The following is a 17814-nucleotide window of genomic DNA, read 5'->3' as shown; positions in this document are numbered from 1 at the left end:
TGCGATCCGGTTGCGACATGAGGTGACGGTTGCGTGATTTTCTCTTTTGCCTGCCGCCTGTCGGCATTAGATGTGAGGCTAACTTCTGGAGGTCCGATGCTTTTTTGGATAGTCGCAGCCGCTTTTGCCGTTGTTTGTTGTACGTTGATCGCGCTGGCCGTTCTGCGCCGCCCCGCGCATGAGGAGCATCCGGCAGCCTATGACCTGCGCGTTTATCGCGATCAGCTCAAAGAGGTGGACAAAGATCTCGCACGTGGCGTGATCAATGAAGGCGACGCCGTGCGCATCCGCACCGAGGTCTCGCGCCGTATTTTGACCGCAGACGCCCAACTGCAGGCCGAAAGCAGCCAAGGCGGCTCCGGCGGGCCTGCGCAGCGGGTTTTGGTGGCCGTGCTTGCGGGTGTCGTGCTGGCGGGCAGTTTTGGGCTCTACTTTGCGATCGGCGAACTCGGCGCGGCGGATCAGCCGTTGCAATTGCGCCATGCCGACGCGCAAGCCCGCATGGACAACCGAACCTCGCAGGCAGAGGTTGAAAGCAATTTGCCAAAGCGCGAGCCGATCACACCCGATCCGGAATTTGCCGCCCTGATGGACAAGCTGCGCGCGGCCGTGAAAGAAAGCCCCGATGATCTGCGCGGCTATCAGTTGCTGGCGCGAAATGAGGCGAGCCTGAACAATCTGGTGGCGTCCCACCAAGCGCAGGCGCAGGTTATTCGACTTAAAGGCGACGAGGCCACAGCTTCGGACTACCTTGTTTATGCCAACACCTTGATTTCCGCGACCAACGGCTATGTCTCACCCGAGGCACAGGCCGCGCTGGAGGCGTCACTGGCCTTGGAACCTACCAGCCTTTTGGGACGATATTACTGGGGGCTGATGATGATGCAGAACGGCAGGCCTGACGCCACCTTCCGCATTTGGGATCAGGTTCTGCTACAAAGCCCACCGGATGCGCCTTGGGTGGCGCCGATCCGGCAACGCATTCTTGATCTGTCGTGGTTTGCCGGGGTGAAGGATTATCAACTGCCTCCCGCCGCTGGCCCACACGGTTCCGGCCTGTCTGGCCCGACGGCAGAAGACATGGAAGCGGCTGAAGATATGGAGGCAGGCGACCGTCAGGAAATGATCAGCAACATGGTTGCGCAACTTGCCGAACGCCTTGCCACCGAAGGCGGCTCGCCCGAAGAATGGGCGCGGTTGATTTCGGCTTATGGAGTGCTGGGTGAACGGGAGCGCGCCGCGCTGATCTGGGAAGAGGCGCAGGAGGTCTTCGGGTCCAATGCCGCTGCGCTGGAAACGGTGCGCGAAGGGGCGCGCAACGCAGGTGTGGCGCCGTGACAGTGATCTACGACTCCTTCGAAGAGATGGCTGCCGCCCTGCCCCAGATGCAGGCGCTGATGGGGTTGGATCTAGGCACGAAAACCATTGGGGTTGCAGTGTCGGATGTGATGCAAACCGTGGCCACACCAATCGAAACTGTAAAGCGCAAGAAATTCACGCTGGATGCACAGCGGCTGGTGGAGCTTGTCAAAGACCGCCAGATCGCTGGCATTGTGCTTGGCTTGCCACGCAACATGGATGGATCCGAAGGCCCGCGCGCGCAATCGACCCGCGCGTTTGCCCGCAATCTGTTGCCTCTGGTGCCCTGCCCGATCGGGTTTTGGGACGAGAGATTGTCGACAGTTGCTGCAGAAAGGGCTCTTCTTGAGGCGGATACGACACGAAAACGTCGCGCAGAGGTTATCGATCACGTGGCCGCCGGGTATATCCTTCAAGGAAGCCTCGACCGATTGAAGCACATCAGGAGCGCATCGTGAGCAAGGACATCGTCTGGAAACGCAACGAGGTGGAGAGCCCGTGTATCCAAGTTTGTGTGGTGCACCCTGAGGAGCGCATCTGCACCGGATGCTTGCGCTCGATTGATGAAATCACCCGTTGGTCCAAGATGGAACCCACCGAGCGCAGCGCCATTATGGCCGAGCTTCCAAGCCGCGCACCGCTTTTGCGCAAACGCCGCGGTGGGCGGAACGCGCGGCTCAAGCGCTGACGCCCAAACCGCAGGACCAAAGCAAAAACCGCGCCCCAAGGGACGCGGTTTTTTTGTGTGTTTGTCTGAGATCGCTTAGGGGGCGTTGCGCTCTGAGAGACGTGCAGCCACTGTTGCCAGTGTTGCCGCGCGCAGCACCACCGGGATGGGCGCCAGAAACACCAGCGCCCCCCAATTAAGCTGTGCGAGAAGATCAGCCAGAAAACTCATGGCACGGTCGTGTCGGTGGCGATTTCAATGACCACGTCAGACGCCGCCAATGACGGGTAGCCGCCCACAACCGACGCCAGAACTTCGCCGCCGTAGTTGATCATAGCCACACCTGGTGTTTCAGGATCTTCGGTCACTTCGATCGTGCCGATCACGCCGAAGGGCACAACCACCATGATCTGATCTTCGAACCGGTCAAAGTCTTCGATCACAGGTGAGACCTCATCATCCTCAAACTCCAGCATGGACAACACAAAATTGTCGCCGCCTTCGCCGCCCGTACCGGAATCTCCTGCACCGAGCCAAAGCATGTCTTCACCATCGCCACCGACGAGCGTGTCGCCAGATCCATCGTCTTCCAGCGTCAGGCCAGCATCCGGCAGGTTTTCTGGTGGAGGCGCAACGCTCAGGCCAAACAGCACATCCGCGTCTGCCCCTCCGTTTAGAACGTCGGCGCCAAGGCCGCCAGTCAGCGTGTCGGCGCCCGCGCCGCCCAGCAAGGTGTCGTCGCCCTCGTCACCGGACAGAGTGTCGTCACCGCCCTCGCCCGAAAGAGAGTCATCGCCCATGCCGCCGGACAGCTCATCATTGCCGCCGCCGCCGTTCGCAGTGTCGTCGCCAAGGCCCGCCATCAGTGTGTCGTTCCCGATGCCACCTTCCAGCACATCGTCGCCGTCGCCGCCATCCAGCATGTCATTGCCGTCGCCGCCATCCAGCATGTCGTTATCAAGGCCACCGTCCAGAGTATCATCACCAACGCCGCCGTTGAGGACATCGTGGCCCTCGCCGCCGCCGATCAGATCAGCACCTTCACCGCCATCAACGCTATCGTTTCCGTACCCACCACCAATGATGTCGTCGCCAACGCCGGCAAGAATGGTGTCATCGCCCAGACCACCAAGAAGTGTGTTTTCACCTTCTTCATCGTCGATCAGGTCGTCGCCCGATCCGCCGCGGATCAGGTCATCGCCTTCACGTCCGCTAAGCGCGTCATCACCATTGCCGCCATTCATCACGTCATCGCCAAAGCCGCCAATAATGCGGTCGTCGCCGTCGCCACCAATCAGGGTATCATCGCCGTTGCGACCCGCGATCCAGTCGTCGCCGTCTCCGCCGCCAACCAAATCGTTGCCGGAGCCACCCGTCAGGCTGTCCTCGCCGCCACCGCCCCACACAAGGTCGTTGCCGCCCAGGCCATTGATTGTATCGTTGCCGTCATCGCCTTGAATGGCCTCGCCATCCTCGGTCCCCGAGATTTCGTCGTCAGACAGTGTTCCCAGGATATCCGTCGAGGGATCCGCAGGGTCTACAGGATCTACAGGTTCATCATCGCCACCGCCGTCATCATCGTTAACGGAAGATCCACCATCGCTTCCGCTTTCATCAATGGCCCAAACGACCAAACCTACTCCCAGCAGCAAACTTAAAGTTAATAGCATTTTCAAATCCCCCCGGATTTTTCCACCCGACACATAGTTCACTAATATTTAACACATTTTTGCCTCAATTACAGGAGTTTGTGTGATTGTTTCCCTATAAGCACCGATCCCGTTCAATTGGTTTTTCTGTTTCCAAACGGCAACCAGAAACGACAAGAATCAATTCCTGATTGAGTAATGCAACGGCCATTTCGGCAATTCGACAGGCGGCCCAAAAGAGAGCATCGCGACCAAATTCTCTGGTTTCGCTCATCAAGCGTCTGCGGCGCGCTCCGGCGCCGCATTCCGACCAAACAACCGATGCGAGAAACTGCACGCGACGGACTGACCGCTGACACGCATCTACCACAGGTTTGCAGGACGTCGCGCAACACCTTTTTAGGGCCCAAATTACATCCAGTCGCGTGCCAACCAAGGGCCAGCAGCGCAAGGCGCGGCCAGCAAGGCACGGCGTAGGTTATGCAGTGATCACACCCGTCACCATATCCAGCATTGCGCCCTTACCCGCCGAAGGTCGTTACCAGCCCAAAGCCTTGCGCAGCATGTTGAACGCGACCAACGTCAAGAACACCGCAAACACCCGTTTAAGCGGCTTGGGGTCCATCGCATGGGCGATGCGTACGCCAATTGGCGCGGTCATCAAGGTCATCGCAATGATGATAAAGAAGGCCACCAGATTGACCGCCCCAATGGTAAATGGCGGCCGGTAAGCCGGATCAACCGGCAAAAGCAAAAACCCGATCACCGACGGCACAGCGATGGTCACCCCAAAGCCAGCTGCGGTTGCAACCGCGCGGTGAATTGGGGTGTTATATAGGCTCATCAACGGCACGCCGAAGCTGCCACCGCCAATGCCCATCAGCACCGAGAGAAACCCGACAAGCGGGCTTAGAATGGCTCGCAAAAGGCCTTTGGGCATGGCTTGCCCCAACCGCCAATCTGCCCGCCCCAGCCCCATGTAAGCGCCGATCACCAACGCGAGACAGCCAAACACAAGCTGCAAGGTGACGGAGCGCAGATTTGACGCCACCATCACGCCCACAATCGCGCCAATCACAATGCCGGGGGCCCAACTGCGCAGGATCTGCCAATCCACAGCGCCCTTCTTGTTGTGGCTCATGACAGAGCGCACCGACGTCACAATGATCGTGGCCAGCGAGGTTGCCAAACAGATCTGCATCAATTGCGGCCCATCATACCCTAAGGCAGTGAACGCGTAGAAAAACGCCGGAACCAGCACGATGCCGCCCCCCACGCCCAAAAGGCCTGCCAGAACACCGGCAAGCGCCCCGATTACCAGCAAAAGTATCAGCATCTGCACAAGCAGCATGGGATCAGCGGTCATAAATGGGCCTCCGGGCGGTCTCTTCTTTACGTCTGCACGCAGCTAAACCGGAATTTTTGTGATCCCGCAAGGCGCAGCCGTGCGTGGCTCCGCACCGTCACCAACACAGCGCAGATCAGGCAGCGGCGCGTTCAACGAAAGCGAGCGCCGCTTCGACGGTTTGAGGCCCCGCTTGCGCCGATGGGGCGTTTTCGCTCAGATACCGCCGCCACGCCCGCGCACCGGGACGCCCGGAGAACAATCCCAACATGTGGCGCGTGACCTGATGCAGCTTGCCGCCAGCCAGGAGGTGGGCTTCGATGTATGGCAGCATCTGACGCACCACCTCAATCGGATCGCTGTCTGTGCCGGCACCAAAAATACGCCGGTCCGCGGCACACAGCACATCCGCGGGGTTTTGGTAGGCCGCCCGCCCGATCATCACCCCGTCCATGCCGGCGGCCAGATGCGCCTCGGCTTCGTCCAGCGTGGCAATGCCGCCGTTGATCGACAGATGCATGTCCGCAAAGTCACGCTTCATCTGGTACACCAGAGGATAATCAAGCGGCGGGATATCGCGATTTTCCTTGGGGCTCAGCCCCTGAAGCCACGCTTTTCGGGCGTGCACCGCGACGCGTGACACGCCGGCGCGAACCATCTGGTCCAGAAAGTCGGGCAATACCTTTTCTGTGTCCTGATCATCCACCCCGATGCGGCATTTCACCGTGACCTCAACGGAAACCGCATCTTGCATGGCTTTCACACAGTCGGCGACCAGCTGCGGGGTTTTCATAAGGACCGCGCCAAACGTGCCTGATTGCACACGATCAGACGGGCAGCCGACATTTAGATTGATTTCATCATAGCCACGCGCCTCGCACAGCTTGGCGGCAGTTGCCAATTCGGCTGGATCTGACCCGCCAAGTTGCAACGCGACGGGGTGTTCCTCATCAGAGAAGTCCAGCAGATGAACCGCCCCACCCCGCACCAAAGCCGGTGCGGTCACCATTTCCGTATAAAGCAACGTTTCGCGCGACAGCAGCCGGTGCAAATACCGGCAGTGACGGTCGGTCCAATCCATCATCGGTGCACAGCTTAAACGTGCGTGACGCCAGATTTTTTCTCTATTATTATCAGTCACTTACAAGCTCATCGTTTTGTCAGATGCACACCACTATCAAAAATGGGGGCTAAAAACAGCCAAAATAAAACAGTGTATGCCCCAGTGTCATACTAATAATCGCCGAAGTCATACAATTAAGAGCTTGTCTACAAGTGGCCAGTCTACCGCAAGCCTTTCTATGAACACTTGTAGGTCGGTTTTCCGCAGGAAGCGGAGGTTGCAAAACCGCGTGAGCGGCCCAAAGTCGCGATCGCTGGGAATCCCAACGAATGACCGGTCCCAGCCCGAAGCAGACTGTGCCTCCACGCGGTGCAATGTCTGAAACGGACATTCAAACAGCCACGCCAGACGACTGGTTAGCGGACAAAGCGCCGTTTCTCTGCACCTGCGCCACTGGTCGCTCTGGTTACAGCACACTTCTGTAACACAAATCGATAGCATCGGCCGGTGTCGGAGAATTGGGACTGTGCCAGGCTCTATCTGTTTCTGTAAACGAAATCAGTTCATCAATCCGCTGCGCCGCAAAAACCATTCGTGGCGCTTTGGATCGGCACTATTTAGGATGGACCACGACCCCACCTCGGCGAAATTCCGTTTAGTACCAATAGTCGAAAGACCTCAAGCCAAATGAAACACCGGCTGCATCGCGGCCCACCATTCGCCCTCAACCCTCGTTTCCAGCGGTCTCTGCATCGGACCGCACAAAGCCCACCATTTTTGGGTCACCTCATGCGCTGACACCGCGGCCATGTCCGCATCGAAATCACTCCCGGTGTATTCCCAATAGCTGAAAAGCAGATTTTCGGGTTCACGTAGGAAAATCGTGTAGTTTGAAATGTTTGATTGCTTCAGACGCTCCAGGACTTCCGGCCAAACATTGGCATGCAATTCGGTGTATTCCGCAATTTTCTCCGCGCTGATACCGATCACCATTCCCATTCGCTGTACCATTTTCTCTCCCCCGGTTGCTCATGGCTTTAGGCCGTAAAACTTGATGGCGTTGGCACCCATAATTCCAGCACGATCAGCCGCAGACATTTGAGAAAGGCGCTCCTGAACCGTTTCATGCCAAATTGCGTAAGAACTGGCCAAATTGACGACGGGCCAGTCGCTGCCAAAAATGACTTTTTGCGCGCCGAAAGAATCCAGCACATGATCGACAAAAGGCGCGATGTCCGCCGGCTCCCACTGGGCACCAATTTCGGTGACGACGCCGGACAATTTACAGTGCACATTCGCCGATTGGGCAAGCGCGGCCATCCCATTTTGCCACGCCAGTGAAGGTCCCTGACCACCGCCCATAGCTGGTTTTGCGATATGGTCGACCACAATTTTCAGTGCGGGATGGCGCGCCGCGATTTCTTGGATCGCGACCAAATGCCTTGGCTGGATTAGGGCGTCAAAACACAAACCCACCGCTTCCATATGCGCAAGTACCGGTGTGAAAGATGCCGACAAAATCCAATTTGTATCGGCAATGTTCTGCAACATCGGACGCAACCCTTTAAGGGTCGGATCCTTGCGAAGAACTTCGATCTGATCAATGGCATCGGCTGCCGAAAAATCCACCCATCCTACGACGCCGGCCACCCACTCGGTATTGGCTGCGACGTCGAGCAAAAACGTGGTCTCTGCCACAGTGTCAGTGGCCTGCACGAGTATTGTTTTATCAACCCCTGTAGCCGCCAAAAGCGGTGCCAGATCTTCCGGGCCGAAATCACGAAAAATCGCTGCAACACTGTCATTTGGCCACGGGTAATCCCCCCGAGACAACGTCCAAAAATGCTGATGTGCATCGATGATCACAGCATGTCTCCAATGAAACCCTCGGCGCACAACTCTCGCCACAATGCGTCTGGCAAGGATTTGTTGAATTGAGTGATGTTGCGCAGCAAAGACGACGCTTTGGCGGTGCCTATGAGTGTTGATGCCACCAGGGGCGACTGGTCTGGAAACTGAATTGCCGCAGCAGACAGCCCAACATCATGAGCCGAACAAATGGCTTCGATCTTGGCAACCCTCTCCAGCACGTCTGGCGGCGCGGGGCTATAGTTGTAGTGCGCGCCTTCAACAGGACCCGTGGCGAGAATTCCGGAATTGAACACGCCCCCGATCACCAATCGGATGTTGTGCTCAACCAGCTTGGGAAACAACCTCAGACGCGCCGATTGGTCTAGCAATGTGTACCGACCGGCCAGCAAAATCAGGTCCATTTCAAATTGCCCAACAAGCTCTTCGCAGATCTCAACGGTGTTCACGCCAAGACCCACAGCGCCAATTGTACCATCTGTTTTCAACGCCTCCAGCGCGCGAACGCCACTGTCCAACAACTGTGCGCGATGTTGGTCAGTATCTGTACCGGCATCAGGATCTCCAATGTCATGCACAAAGAGAATATCTATGCGGTTCAACCCAAGACGCTGAAAACTGTCCTCGACAGATCGCATGATGCCGTCGTAGGTGAAGTCAAAACGTTGCTTTAACGGCCATGCATTGTGAAAACCGTTTACCACCGGCGGCGGGCTGGCATCCGGCGACAACACACGCCCGACTTTTGTCGACAAAACCCAACCGTCCCGATCACGTAGGAAATCGCCGATCAAACCTTCGGATGCGCCATTGCCATAATGCGGCGCGGTATCGAAAAACCGGATGCCATTGTACCAAGCCGTCGCCAAAACCTCCTCGGCCGCCTCGCGGGACACCGGTCGATAAAGCCCCGCGAGCGCAGCAGTGCCCAAAGACAGGCGATGTTTGTCAGTCAGCATCACTAGCCTCTAATTTGGGTAACATGCGGGGTTTGAAGGCGATTGGGACTTATAGGTCAAAACGAACTCTACATGCCCCAAAGCCTCGCTGGCTGTGCGAGCGCCCGCGCCCAAAGCAACAAGCTTTTCATAGATTTCGGTACCCACATCATGCAGCTGCCCACCACCATCCAAGATCCGCCCGGCGTTCACATCCATGTCTCCTGACATATGGGTAAAGGTTTCCGGATTGGCGCAAACCTTGAGGACAGGCGATATGGCAGATCCTACGACGGATCCGCGCCCTGTGACAAAGATCACAGCATGCGCACCACAAGAGATCAGCTCGATGATCTCTGCATTGTCATTGATATTCGGAAAGCCGTGTTTTGGCGGCCCATCAGGCACCACATCCAGCAGATATAGCCCACCTGTCGCAGGCCGCTGCGCGGGTCGCAAAATACCGCAGATCTGGCTTTGTCCGGACTTTGCATAGGCGCCAAGCGATTTTTCCTCGATGGTGGACAACCCACCCGTCGCGTTTCCGTTGGAAAAAGACCCATACCCCATATCCGCGTAGTATCGCGCAGCTTTGGCAACGGTATCGACAATCGCTGGCCGAAGCGCATCCGTGGCGGCGCGCTCGGCCATAACATGTTCGCACCCGATCAGCTCGCCGGTCTCCTCAAAGATACAGGTGGCCCCTTCTGACACCAACCGATCGAAGGCGACCCCGGCGGCCGGATTTCCAGTGATGCCTGATGTTGCATCAGACCCGCCACAGATCGTGCCAATCACCAATTCCGAGGGCTGCATCGCCACCATGGGCAGGTTTTGTAGCTCGGCACGGGTTTGCGCCACCCAAGCCCGCCCTGCTTCAACCGCAGCTGCCGTGCCGCCTGCTTCTTGAATTGTCACCACATTCACCGGCCGCCCAGACGCGCGCACGCTTTCGGCCAATTGGGACTTCTTGAAATTCTCGCAGCCCAAAGACACCAGCTGCACCGCGCCAACATTGGGATGCGTGCACAATGCCGTCATCATGTCTTGGCCATATTCGGAAGGAAAACATCCGGAAAAGCCAATGACCTGAACGTCGCTCTCATCAAAAGGACGGGCAATCTGTTTGCAGACATGGTGGGCGCATTCCACTAAATATGCGACCAACACAACGTTGCGAATTCCTTTGCGCCCATCTTGCCTGGGCCAGGCCATCATTTCGGGCATGTGCTACTCCATGATCTCAACGGTTGTGTATCTGCTGGCCAGATTGTGCACATGCACATGCGCGCCCAGCGGGATATCCGCGACCGCAAACCCAATTGGAAAGCCGTATTTAACGACATCGTCCCCACCTTGGATCGCAACGACCGCAAGCTTGTGCCCAAGCCCAAGCGTGCTGCCCACATGAACCTCATTTCCTGCGATCAGAATGTCTTCACCGGCTTTGATTGTCGCTTTGAGAACGGCGATATTGTCGCCCTGCGCGAGAACCAAAAGGCGTGGATCAGTCTGCAATGCATCGGTCATGGCTCATTGTCCCACGTCACCGAGTTCAACAAGGTGGTTCTTGCGGCGTTCAAGTGGTTTTGGAACAACGCCATAGCCTTGGACTTGTCACCCGCTTGCACCGCATGGATCACATCAAGGTGCTGCTGCGCGGCAATGTGGTTGCGCTCGCGCTCATCTCGTTTGTTCCATCGATAGTGATAGTGAAAGATCACTGAAACCAATTCATAAAAGTCATCGACAAACCGATTGCCAAGCCCGTCGGTCAAAGCACGGTGGAACTGCTCATCCAACCTTGGAAAGCTAAGGTATTCCGCATCAATATTGGCGATGATTTCCTCGTGCGGCCCGCTCAAGTCGACCAAACGCGCGAAACCGGAACTGTCAGAGCCTTGATCCAGCAACGTCTGAAACGCCCTCAATTCAAACATCTCTCGGACATCGAACAACTCGATGGCGAATTCGCGAGTGAACCCGCGCAGCACCCAATGTCTGTTTGGTTCTTTTTCGATCAGCCCAAAGCGTGAAAACTTGATTAGGCACTCCCGCAATACCGATGTGCTTGCGCCAAAAGCCCGCACCATTTCGCTTTCATGCAGGATCGCGCCGGGCTTCAAATCTCCGCCAAGAATGAACTCCATGAACTGCGTCTCGACACGTTCGCTTGTCGAAAGCGTTTCCTCTTTGGCATAGTAGTCTGACGCCTTGGGTTTTCTGAGAACCGTTTTGGCGCGGCCCGACCAATTGATGACGCCAATCTCGTTCAAATGAGTCAAAACAGCCCGCACAGTTGTGCGGCTGATGCCAAGGCGTTGGGTCAGATCAACTTCAGACGGCAACGTGTCGTCGATACGCAGCTCAGCGACATAATCGAGGCTGCGATTGAGGCTATCTTTATATGTGGAATTGTCTCGTGACATTATGCGTTCTACCGACCTAACAAACTCGCTCTAAGTGTTTTACATAACGCCAAAAGTTGCAAAAGCTTCTTGTGATGACATGCCTGCACGAATGGCCTTGGCCACTTGATTTTCGGTGCTGGCTTTCTCCAGCGCGTTCTGGACCGCCTCTCTTTCCGCCTCTTGGGGAACGATCAAAACCCCTTCATCGTCAGCAAAAATCAGATCCCCGCTACTGACGCGCACCCCTTCGACGTCGATTGGCACACGATAGTCGATCACTTTGCCACGTACGCCCTGATCCTGTGCGAAAGACCCGCGCGAGAAAACGGGAAATTCAAGTTGGCGAATTTCATCAGTGTCTCGGACATACCCGTCCAACACGGCGCCAGCGGATTTCAAATGCTGTGCCCGTGTCGACATAAGACCGCCCCAAAGTGCAAAGGAGAACGATGATCCTGAGGCGATGTAAATCTCGTCTTCCTGCAAACTGTCCAAGGCTTCAAACATGATCCCGAACGGGTGGTCCGCAAGTGGTCCTTTGCCCTCACCTTCGGCGTAGTCTGCTTCCAGAACTGTCATCGCACGCCCCACCAGTTTTGTACCAGCTACCAACGGTTTGATCGGTTGCGGCAAGAATTGCTTTCGATATCCAAGCGCATCTAAAGCGTCACCCAACACGGCGGTGAACAGCTTGTCCTTCACAAGTGCAAAAAGCTCTTTGTCGGTCATGTTGCTCTCCTCAAAAACCTGTCGCCCCGCCACCATCGACCAAAATGACCTGGCCGGTGATGTATTTTGCGGATGACGCACACAGAAAGGCACAGGTCCAGCCAATGTCCTCCGGCGTGCCCAATTTGCCCATCGGGATGCGCCCCATAATCTTGGCTTTGCGCTCGGGGTCACCTTTGGTCGCAGTGCGAAACACATCCGTGTCGATCCACCCAGGCGCCACACCATTCACCCGAATGCCGGCTTGCGCGAACTCCGCCGAAAGCGCTCGAACGACGCCATTGATGGCCGTCTTTGCAATTGTATAGCCGTGCACATTCGGCTGCCCGATGTAGGCTGTCATCGAAGAGATAAAGAGCACAGAGCCGTCTTTCCCCGCCTCAGACATACGCGCCATAACATAGCGGCTCAATTCCAGCGCACCTCGCACGTGGACATCAAAAACACCGTCGAAATCCTTTAGAGTGGAGTCCAAGAAAGCCTTTTTCACCGTGTTGCCGGCGTTGTTCACAAGGATATCAAAAGCCCCAGATTTCCCATGCAACTGATCCGCCTTTTCCGCCAGTTGCGCCACGTCCGAAAGATCCAACACGCAATACGTCGTGCCATGCCCAATCTCTTCGCATGCCGCTTGCAAGACATCCTCTCGACGGCCCGCAATCACCACCTGCGCTCCACTTTGCGCCAGACTGGTTGCAATGGCCTTTCCAAGCCCTGTGCCGCCTCCGGTGACCAGCGCAGTCTGTCCCGTTAGTCCGTATTGTTGCGCAAGCGCCGCGTTGTTAGGCATGTGGTTGGTCCTGCATATCGATCATGACTTTGAATGTGTTTTGGCGGTTTGCGTCCCAATAGCCAAAGGCTTGGTCCGCTTCCGCCCAAGGAAAAACCCGCGAGATCAAATGCTCCGCAAGGGTCGGTTGGGTTTCCAGAAACGCAATGACGGCCTCAAAATCAGCGCGTGTGGCATTGCGAGACCCCATGATGTCCAACTCTTTCAGGTTAAAAATCGCGGTGTTGTAGCTGACTTCGGATTTGGCGTAGCCGACATACACGATACGTCCTGAAAAACATGCCAAGTCGACGGCGGAGCGAAAGGTTTCCGGCAGCCCAACCGCTTCGATCACCACGTCGGCTCCGTGCCCGTCGGTCAGCTCAGCCACACGGTCAGGCAAGTTCTCGGTGGTCGGGTTTACAACGTCGCGAACCCCCAGCGCCTTGAGCATTTCGCGTTTGTTTTCGCTGATCTCGACCACAATCACATGTGCGCCTTTTGCCAGAGCACCCAAAATGGCGCCCAGACCAATCATGCCTGCGCCAAGCACCACAACAGCGTCTCCCGCAGCCACAGAGCCGCGCGTCACCGCGTGAAAGCCAACGGACAAAGGTTCGACCAAAGCCAGTTCCCGCAAAGAAAGGTGGTCATTGAGAATAAGATGCGTATGCGGCACCACCAGCCGGTCCGCCATACCGCCATGGCGCTGCACGCCAAGTGTTTGGTTGTGTTTGCACGCGTTGGGGCGGCCGTTTTTACAAGCAGCGCACTGTCCGCACGCGGTATAAGGCACCACGACAGCCCGTGTGCCGCGTCTGAATGTCGATGGCACATCCGGCCCGACATCCAAGATCGTACCACCAATTTCATGGCCGGGAATGCGTGGCAACGTCGCCAGCGGGTTCAGCCCCTTGAAGGTATTGAGGTCACTTCCACACAAGCCGACACAGCCCACGTCAATCAACACATCCCCTGCACCCGGCCTTGGTGTTTCAACCGTTTGAAAGGCGGTCTCGCCAATGGATGTGATTGCCAAAGCTTGCATAAAACGGGTGTGTCCTTGGATGTGAAACTTGGGGGGGCGGCCGCCCGTATCAGACGGGCAGCCGTTGGTCAAATGGCGTTACTTAAAGTCCGCCACGTTGTCTGATGTGATCAAAATACCGTCGATCGGAGTGAATGCTGCCACCTCTTCGCCCTTTATCAGGCCGATAAGGTTGGACACCGCCTCAACGCCCATACGGGTGTTGTCCTGCTTGATCGTTGCGGCCTGTTCACCCGCTTCGATGGACACCAGATTGGCTGGGTTGCCGTCAAAACCCACGATCACGAGATCGTCCAGTTTCCCCAATTCGCTGGCAGCCGACACCGCAGCCAACGCACCCGGATCCCACGCGGAAAAGATCGCTTTGATGTCCGAGTTTGACTGCAGGAAGTTGACGGTTGTTTCATAGGCGCAGGCGTCCTGCCAATCACAGATCTGGAAAATCACCTCGTGACCTGCAGCCTCGGCTGCGTTTTTCACGCCATCCCGACGCGCGTTGCCTGTCTGGTGCCCTGCGCTGCCTCCAAGAATAAGCACGGTACCTGCGTCCAATTGGTCAACGATATAGCCACCCGCAATCGACGCGGCCGCGAGGTTGTCAGTTTGCACAAGGCTCGCCACGTGATCGTGCTCAATTCCGGTGTCGACCGCGACAACGGGTATGCCTTTGCGCTTGGCATTGTCCAAAGACGCGTCAAACGCGCGGTTGTCTACAGAACCAATGATGATGCCGTCGACGCCCATGTTGATGGCACGGTCCACTGCGTCTTTCTGTGCGGCGGCATCCGGCGACGATGCCGTCAGATCAAGCAATTCAACACCCATTTCATCCGCTTGCGCCGCAGCGGCCTTGGCCACACCGATCCAGAACGTGTTGTCTGTGGAATACCCAGTGTAAGCGATGCGCAAATCCGCGGCAAACGCGGCTCCCGCCATCGACACGCTGAGGGCAACCGTGGCTGCCATCGTTTTAAAAGCTGTCATTTTCTTTCTCCTCCCTTTGGGTAATAGATGCCCGGACTTGGGCCGGACTTGTCCTGTGAGCGTTCCTCCACACCCATCAGAATTTCTTGAATTCAGCGGCTTAGCGGGTCGGTCGTCGCCAGACGTCCCAATATACAGCCAGGATAATGATGATGCCGATTGCGATGCGTTGCACCGATGTGCCCACGCCCAAATAGGACAGGCCGACGATGATGGTTTGCATGATCAGCATGCCGATCAGCGTCTTTCCCACGCCACCGCGGCCGCCAAACAAACTGGTGCCACCAATCACAACAGCCGCGATGGCAAAAAGCTCATAGCTTTGTCCCCGCGCTGGCATGGCAAAGTTGAGTTTGGACACCTCAAGGATGGCCGCAGTCGCCGCCAAAAGGCCGCCAATCATGTAATAATAAATGCGGCTCTTGCGCACGTTCACGCCAGACAGACGCGCCACTTCCTCGTTGCCACCGACCGCAAAAGCATGGTTGCCCAGTTGCGTCTTGGTCAGAAAAAGACCTGTCACAAGCGCCACTGCGAACATAATGGTCATCGGCACCAGATACCCCGATCCCAACATCTGAAAACTCTCGGGGAACCGCGACAGATCTCGCCCACTGGCAAGGATCTCTGCGATCCCTTTATAGGCCGTCAATCCGCCAAGCGTGACGATAAAGGCAGGCACTTTCGTGAACACCTGAATGGTGCCGTTTAAAGCGCCCATGAACGCACCGGCGGCCAAGCCGATCACAACCGCCACAATGACCGGCAGCTGGTATTCTGCCAATGCAATCCCGACGATCACACCGACAACGGCAAAGATTGATCCCACGGAAAGATCCAGCCCACCCGAGATAAGAACAACGGTCGTGCCGCACGCCAGAATGGCCAGAATGGAAGCTTGCCCAAAGATCGAAAGCAACGTGTCCAAGCTTCGGAAAGGTTCCGAAAGCACAAAAAATGTCAGGTAAATCAACACCAAAGCCGCCAGAACTTGCCAGATCTGCAGAAACTGGTGCCGCAGAATGTCAAAGCTCGAGCTTGTCGCCGAAGGTGTAGAAATTTGTGTCGAGGACGATTGTGTCATGTCAGTCATCTCATGCGGCCTTGTCTTCAACGGTGCCGGTGATCAGGCCCACAAGCGTGTCCCCATCGACATCCTTGACGTCGCGCACCGCCGCAAGACGGCCTAGGCGCAGCACCATGACGCGATCGCAATAGTTCATCACATGCTGCATGTTGTGGGTGATCATGATCACGGACAAACCATGATCTTTCAGAGAATTGACCAGATCCATGGCCATCTTGCTTTCGCGCACACCAAGTGCTGCGGTCGGCTCATCCAAAATTGCGATGCGCTTGCCAAACATCACGGTTTTGGCCAGCGCCACCGCTTGGCGTTGTCCCCCGGAAAAGGCTTCTGCCTCGCGGTAAATGTCGGCAATCCGGATGTCGAGCTTTTGGAAAAGCGCGCGAATTTCGGTGTCCATTTTGGCGAAATCAAGCGTCCCAAACAGCCGACCAAAGACGTCTTTACGTTTGATCTCGCGCCCTAAAAACATGTTTTTGGTGATCGACAACTCGTCAACAAGCGCAAGATCTTGGTAAACGGTTTCGATACCCACCGCCTTTGCTTGCGTCGGAGAGTCGATGTGGACTTCCTGCCCGTCAATCTCAACGCGGCCCGCGGTTTTTGCGATTGCACCCGTCAATGCTTTGATGAGCGTCGACTTACCCGCGCCATTGTCACCAACAACCGCAAGCACTTCGCCTTGCCGTAATTCCAGATCCACATCCTCAAGCGCGACAACGCCGCCATAGCGTTTGCTCAAGCCACGGGCCTGCAAAATGATTTTGTCGGCGTCCTGTTTGGTCATGCGTCCCTCCCCTACGTAGCGCGTTGCGCACCACGATTTGGTTCTTATTCCATAAAAAACATTCAGCGAGTCGGTCAACTGTTTTTTTTGCTTAAAGTACATTTTGTGTTGTTTCTCGAAGGGACACTCCGAGAGTGTTGGTGCGCAAAGCCCCTACTGCACAGCGAGGATGACTAGTGTTTTGTTGGTGGAATGCGGGTGATCTTGAGAACACCCGCGCGCCAATTGCGTCGACTGACCGGCCAAGCTTTTCGGTTTATGACTTTCGCTGAAAGGCAATCATCACGAGGGCCAAACAGGACGAGCCGATCATCAACAGCAAAGACACCGCATTTAGCAAAGGCGTTGACCCTTCCTTGAGCCGATCAAACATGGCGATGGTCAGCGGAGCGTCGGACCCCACCAACATCAAAGTGGTGTTGAAGTTCTCAAAGCTCATCAGGAAGGCCACCACAAAGGCCCCGATCATGGCCGGTGCCAGATACGGTAATGTCACGGTGCGTATGGCCGTCAACTTGCCCGCGCCAAGGTTCAGCGCAGCTTCTTCCAACGTGCGATCGAACTTTTGCAAGCGCGCACCAATGACCAAGGTCGCGATCGTCGTAATGAATGAAAACTGACCCAATATCACCAGCCACAAGCCCGGGCGCAGGGCTTCTACGTCGATCTCAAAGCCGTCCCAAAGGCCGTTTGCGACACGGCTCGAAAAAACCAAAATGGAAATACCCAACACAATGCCGGGAATAACCAGCGGCAAAAGCATGAAGACATATAGCACGCTTTGGCCGCGGAATTTGTAGCGATTGAACAAGAACGCGTTGGTCATGCCGACAAAAACGGACATCGCCGACACCACCACGGCCACCAATACAGACGTGCCAATCGCGCCGAGGATACCGCGTTCGTGAAACACACCGATCATCGGACGTTCAGAGCCAAAGAACCAGTTCCAAGTGAATCCTTCCCACGGCAGAGAGGGAAATTGACTGTCGTTAAAGGCAAAGACCGCGACGACAACTAGCGGCAAAGCCAAAAAGACAAAGAACAGTGTCACATAGGCCGTGTAGGCGGCGGTCAAAAACCTTGGTTGGGGGATCGAAGGGATCATA

20 protein-coding genes are annotated in these 17814 nt (G+C 56.2%); 3 read left to right on the top strand and 17 right to left on the bottom strand.

All coding sequences use genetic code 11. The features are described from left to right. Positions 1-96 precede the first annotated feature (96 nt). The 3 genes from ccmI to PG871_RS12735 are packed head-to-tail and all read left to right on the top strand — an operon-like array spanning position 97 to position 2047. Complete coding sequence (gene ccmI / locus PG871_RS12745) at positions 97-1338, top strand: c-type cytochrome biogenesis protein CcmI (protein ID WP_270729831.1); 1242 nt, start codon at positions 97-99, stop codon at positions 1336-1338. A 2-nt stretch (positions 1339-1340) separates the two neighbouring features. Further along, on the top strand, positions 1341-1817 hold the full coding sequence (ruvX, locus tag PG871_RS12740) for a Holliday junction resolvase RuvX (protein ID WP_270730892.1): 477 nt from the start codon (positions 1341-1343) through the stop codon (positions 1815-1817). After that, positions 1814-2047 (top strand): DUF1289 domain-containing protein, encoded by a 234-nt coding sequence (locus tag PG871_RS12735; protein WP_270729828.1) that lies wholly within the window; start codon positions 1814-1816, stop codon positions 2045-2047. Before ruvX ends, PG871_RS12735 begins: the two co-directional genes overlap by 4 nt. 75 nt (positions 2048-2122) lie before the next feature. Here PG871_RS12735 and PG871_RS12730 read toward each other — a convergent pair whose 3' ends face one another. The 17 genes from PG871_RS12730 to PG871_RS12650 form a co-directional block, all read right to left on the bottom strand. Then, positions 2123-2257 carry a hypothetical protein gene (locus tag PG871_RS12730; protein WP_270729827.1) on the bottom strand — a complete coding sequence of 45 codons (135 nt, stop codon included), beginning with the start codon at positions 2255-2257 and terminating at the stop codon, positions 2123-2125. Beyond that, positions 2254-3678: a calcium-binding protein gene (locus tag PG871_RS12725; RefSeq protein WP_270729825.1), complete on the bottom strand. Its 1425-nt coding sequence runs from the start codon at positions 3676-3678 to the stop codon at positions 2254-2256. Before PG871_RS12725 ends, PG871_RS12730 begins: the two co-directional genes overlap by 4 nt. A 535-nt stretch (positions 3679-4213) precedes the next feature. Then, complete coding sequence (locus PG871_RS12720; protein WP_270729823.1) at positions 4214-5041, bottom strand: sulfite exporter TauE/SafE family protein; 828 nt, start codon at positions 5039-5041, stop codon at positions 4214-4216. A gap of 115 nt (positions 5042-5156) precedes the next feature. Beyond that, positions 5157-6161 carry a tRNA dihydrouridine(20/20a) synthase DusA gene (gene dusA / locus PG871_RS12715; protein ID WP_270729821.1) on the bottom strand — a complete coding sequence of 335 codons (1005 nt, stop codon included), beginning with the start codon at positions 6159-6161 and terminating at the stop codon, positions 5157-5159. A gap of 600 nt (positions 6162-6761) precedes the next feature. After that, the gene (locus PG871_RS12710) at positions 6762-7094 is read right to left on the bottom strand and encodes an L-rhamnose mutarotase (RefSeq protein ID WP_270729820.1); all 333 of its coding nucleotides are present in this window, start codon (positions 7092-7094) and stop codon (positions 6762-6764) included. A gap of 18 nt (positions 7095-7112) precedes the next feature. Next, positions 7113-7949, bottom strand: a complete 837-nt coding sequence (locus tag PG871_RS12705) for an amidohydrolase family protein (RefSeq protein WP_270729819.1) — start codon at positions 7947-7949, stop codon at positions 7113-7115. Then, complete coding sequence (locus PG871_RS12700; protein WP_270729816.1) at positions 7946-8911, bottom strand: aldo/keto reductase; 966 nt, start codon at positions 8909-8911, stop codon at positions 7946-7948. Before PG871_RS12700 ends, PG871_RS12705 begins: the two co-directional genes overlap by 4 nt. A 9-nt stretch (positions 8912-8920) precedes the next feature. Beyond that, positions 8921-10117 carry a UxaA family hydrolase gene (locus PG871_RS12695; protein WP_270729814.1) on the bottom strand — a complete coding sequence of 399 codons (1197 nt, stop codon included), beginning with the start codon at positions 10115-10117 and terminating at the stop codon, positions 8921-8923. A 3-nt stretch (positions 10118-10120) separates the two neighbouring features. Further along, positions 10121-10420 carry a UxaA family hydrolase gene (locus PG871_RS12690; RefSeq protein ID WP_270729813.1) on the bottom strand — a complete coding sequence of 100 codons (300 nt, stop codon included), beginning with the start codon at positions 10418-10420 and terminating at the stop codon, positions 10121-10123. Further along, complete coding sequence (locus PG871_RS12685) at positions 10417-11319, bottom strand: GntR family transcriptional regulator (RefSeq protein ID WP_270729811.1); 903 nt, start codon at positions 11317-11319, stop codon at positions 10417-10419. The genes PG871_RS12690 and PG871_RS12685 overlap by 4 nt, the downstream gene beginning before the upstream one ends. Before the next feature lie 39 nt (positions 11320-11358). Continuing rightward, positions 11359-12030 carry an RraA family protein gene (locus tag PG871_RS12680; RefSeq protein ID WP_270729809.1) on the bottom strand — a complete coding sequence of 224 codons (672 nt, stop codon included), beginning with the start codon at positions 12028-12030 and terminating at the stop codon, positions 11359-11361. 10 nt (positions 12031-12040) lie between these two features. Next, on the bottom strand, positions 12041-12820 hold the full coding sequence (locus PG871_RS12675; protein ID WP_270729808.1) for an SDR family NAD(P)-dependent oxidoreductase: 780 nt from the start codon (positions 12818-12820) through the stop codon (positions 12041-12043). After that, positions 12813-13847 carry a zinc-binding alcohol dehydrogenase family protein gene (locus PG871_RS12670; RefSeq protein ID WP_270729805.1) on the bottom strand — a complete coding sequence of 345 codons (1035 nt, stop codon included), beginning with the start codon at positions 13845-13847 and terminating at the stop codon, positions 12813-12815. Before PG871_RS12670 ends, PG871_RS12675 begins: the two co-directional genes overlap by 8 nt. A 78-nt stretch (positions 13848-13925) precedes the next feature. Further along, on the bottom strand, positions 13926-14831 hold the full coding sequence (locus PG871_RS12665) for a sugar ABC transporter substrate-binding protein (protein WP_270729803.1): 906 nt from the start codon (positions 14829-14831) through the stop codon (positions 13926-13928). A gap of 100 nt (positions 14832-14931) precedes the next feature. Beyond that, positions 14932-15924, bottom strand: a complete 993-nt coding sequence (locus PG871_RS12660) for an ABC transporter permease (protein ID WP_270729802.1) — start codon at positions 15922-15924, stop codon at positions 14932-14934. A gap of 1 nt (position 15925) precedes the next feature. Continuing rightward, positions 15926-16705 (bottom strand): ATP-binding cassette domain-containing protein, encoded by a 780-nt coding sequence (locus PG871_RS12655; protein ID WP_270729800.1) that lies wholly within the window; start codon positions 16703-16705, stop codon positions 15926-15928. Between the two features lie 256 nt (positions 16706-16961). Then, positions 16962-17813, bottom strand: a complete 852-nt coding sequence (locus tag PG871_RS12650) for an ABC transporter permease (protein ID WP_270729796.1) — start codon at positions 17811-17813, stop codon at positions 16962-16964. Position 17814: the final 1 nt, after the last annotated feature.

Source organism: Shimia sp. Alg240-R146, from assembly GCF_947331465.1.
Taxonomy (GTDB): domain Bacteria; phylum Pseudomonadota; class Alphaproteobacteria; order Rhodobacterales; family Rhodobacteraceae; genus Shimia.
This window is presented reverse-complemented; position numbering and strand designations above follow the sequence as displayed.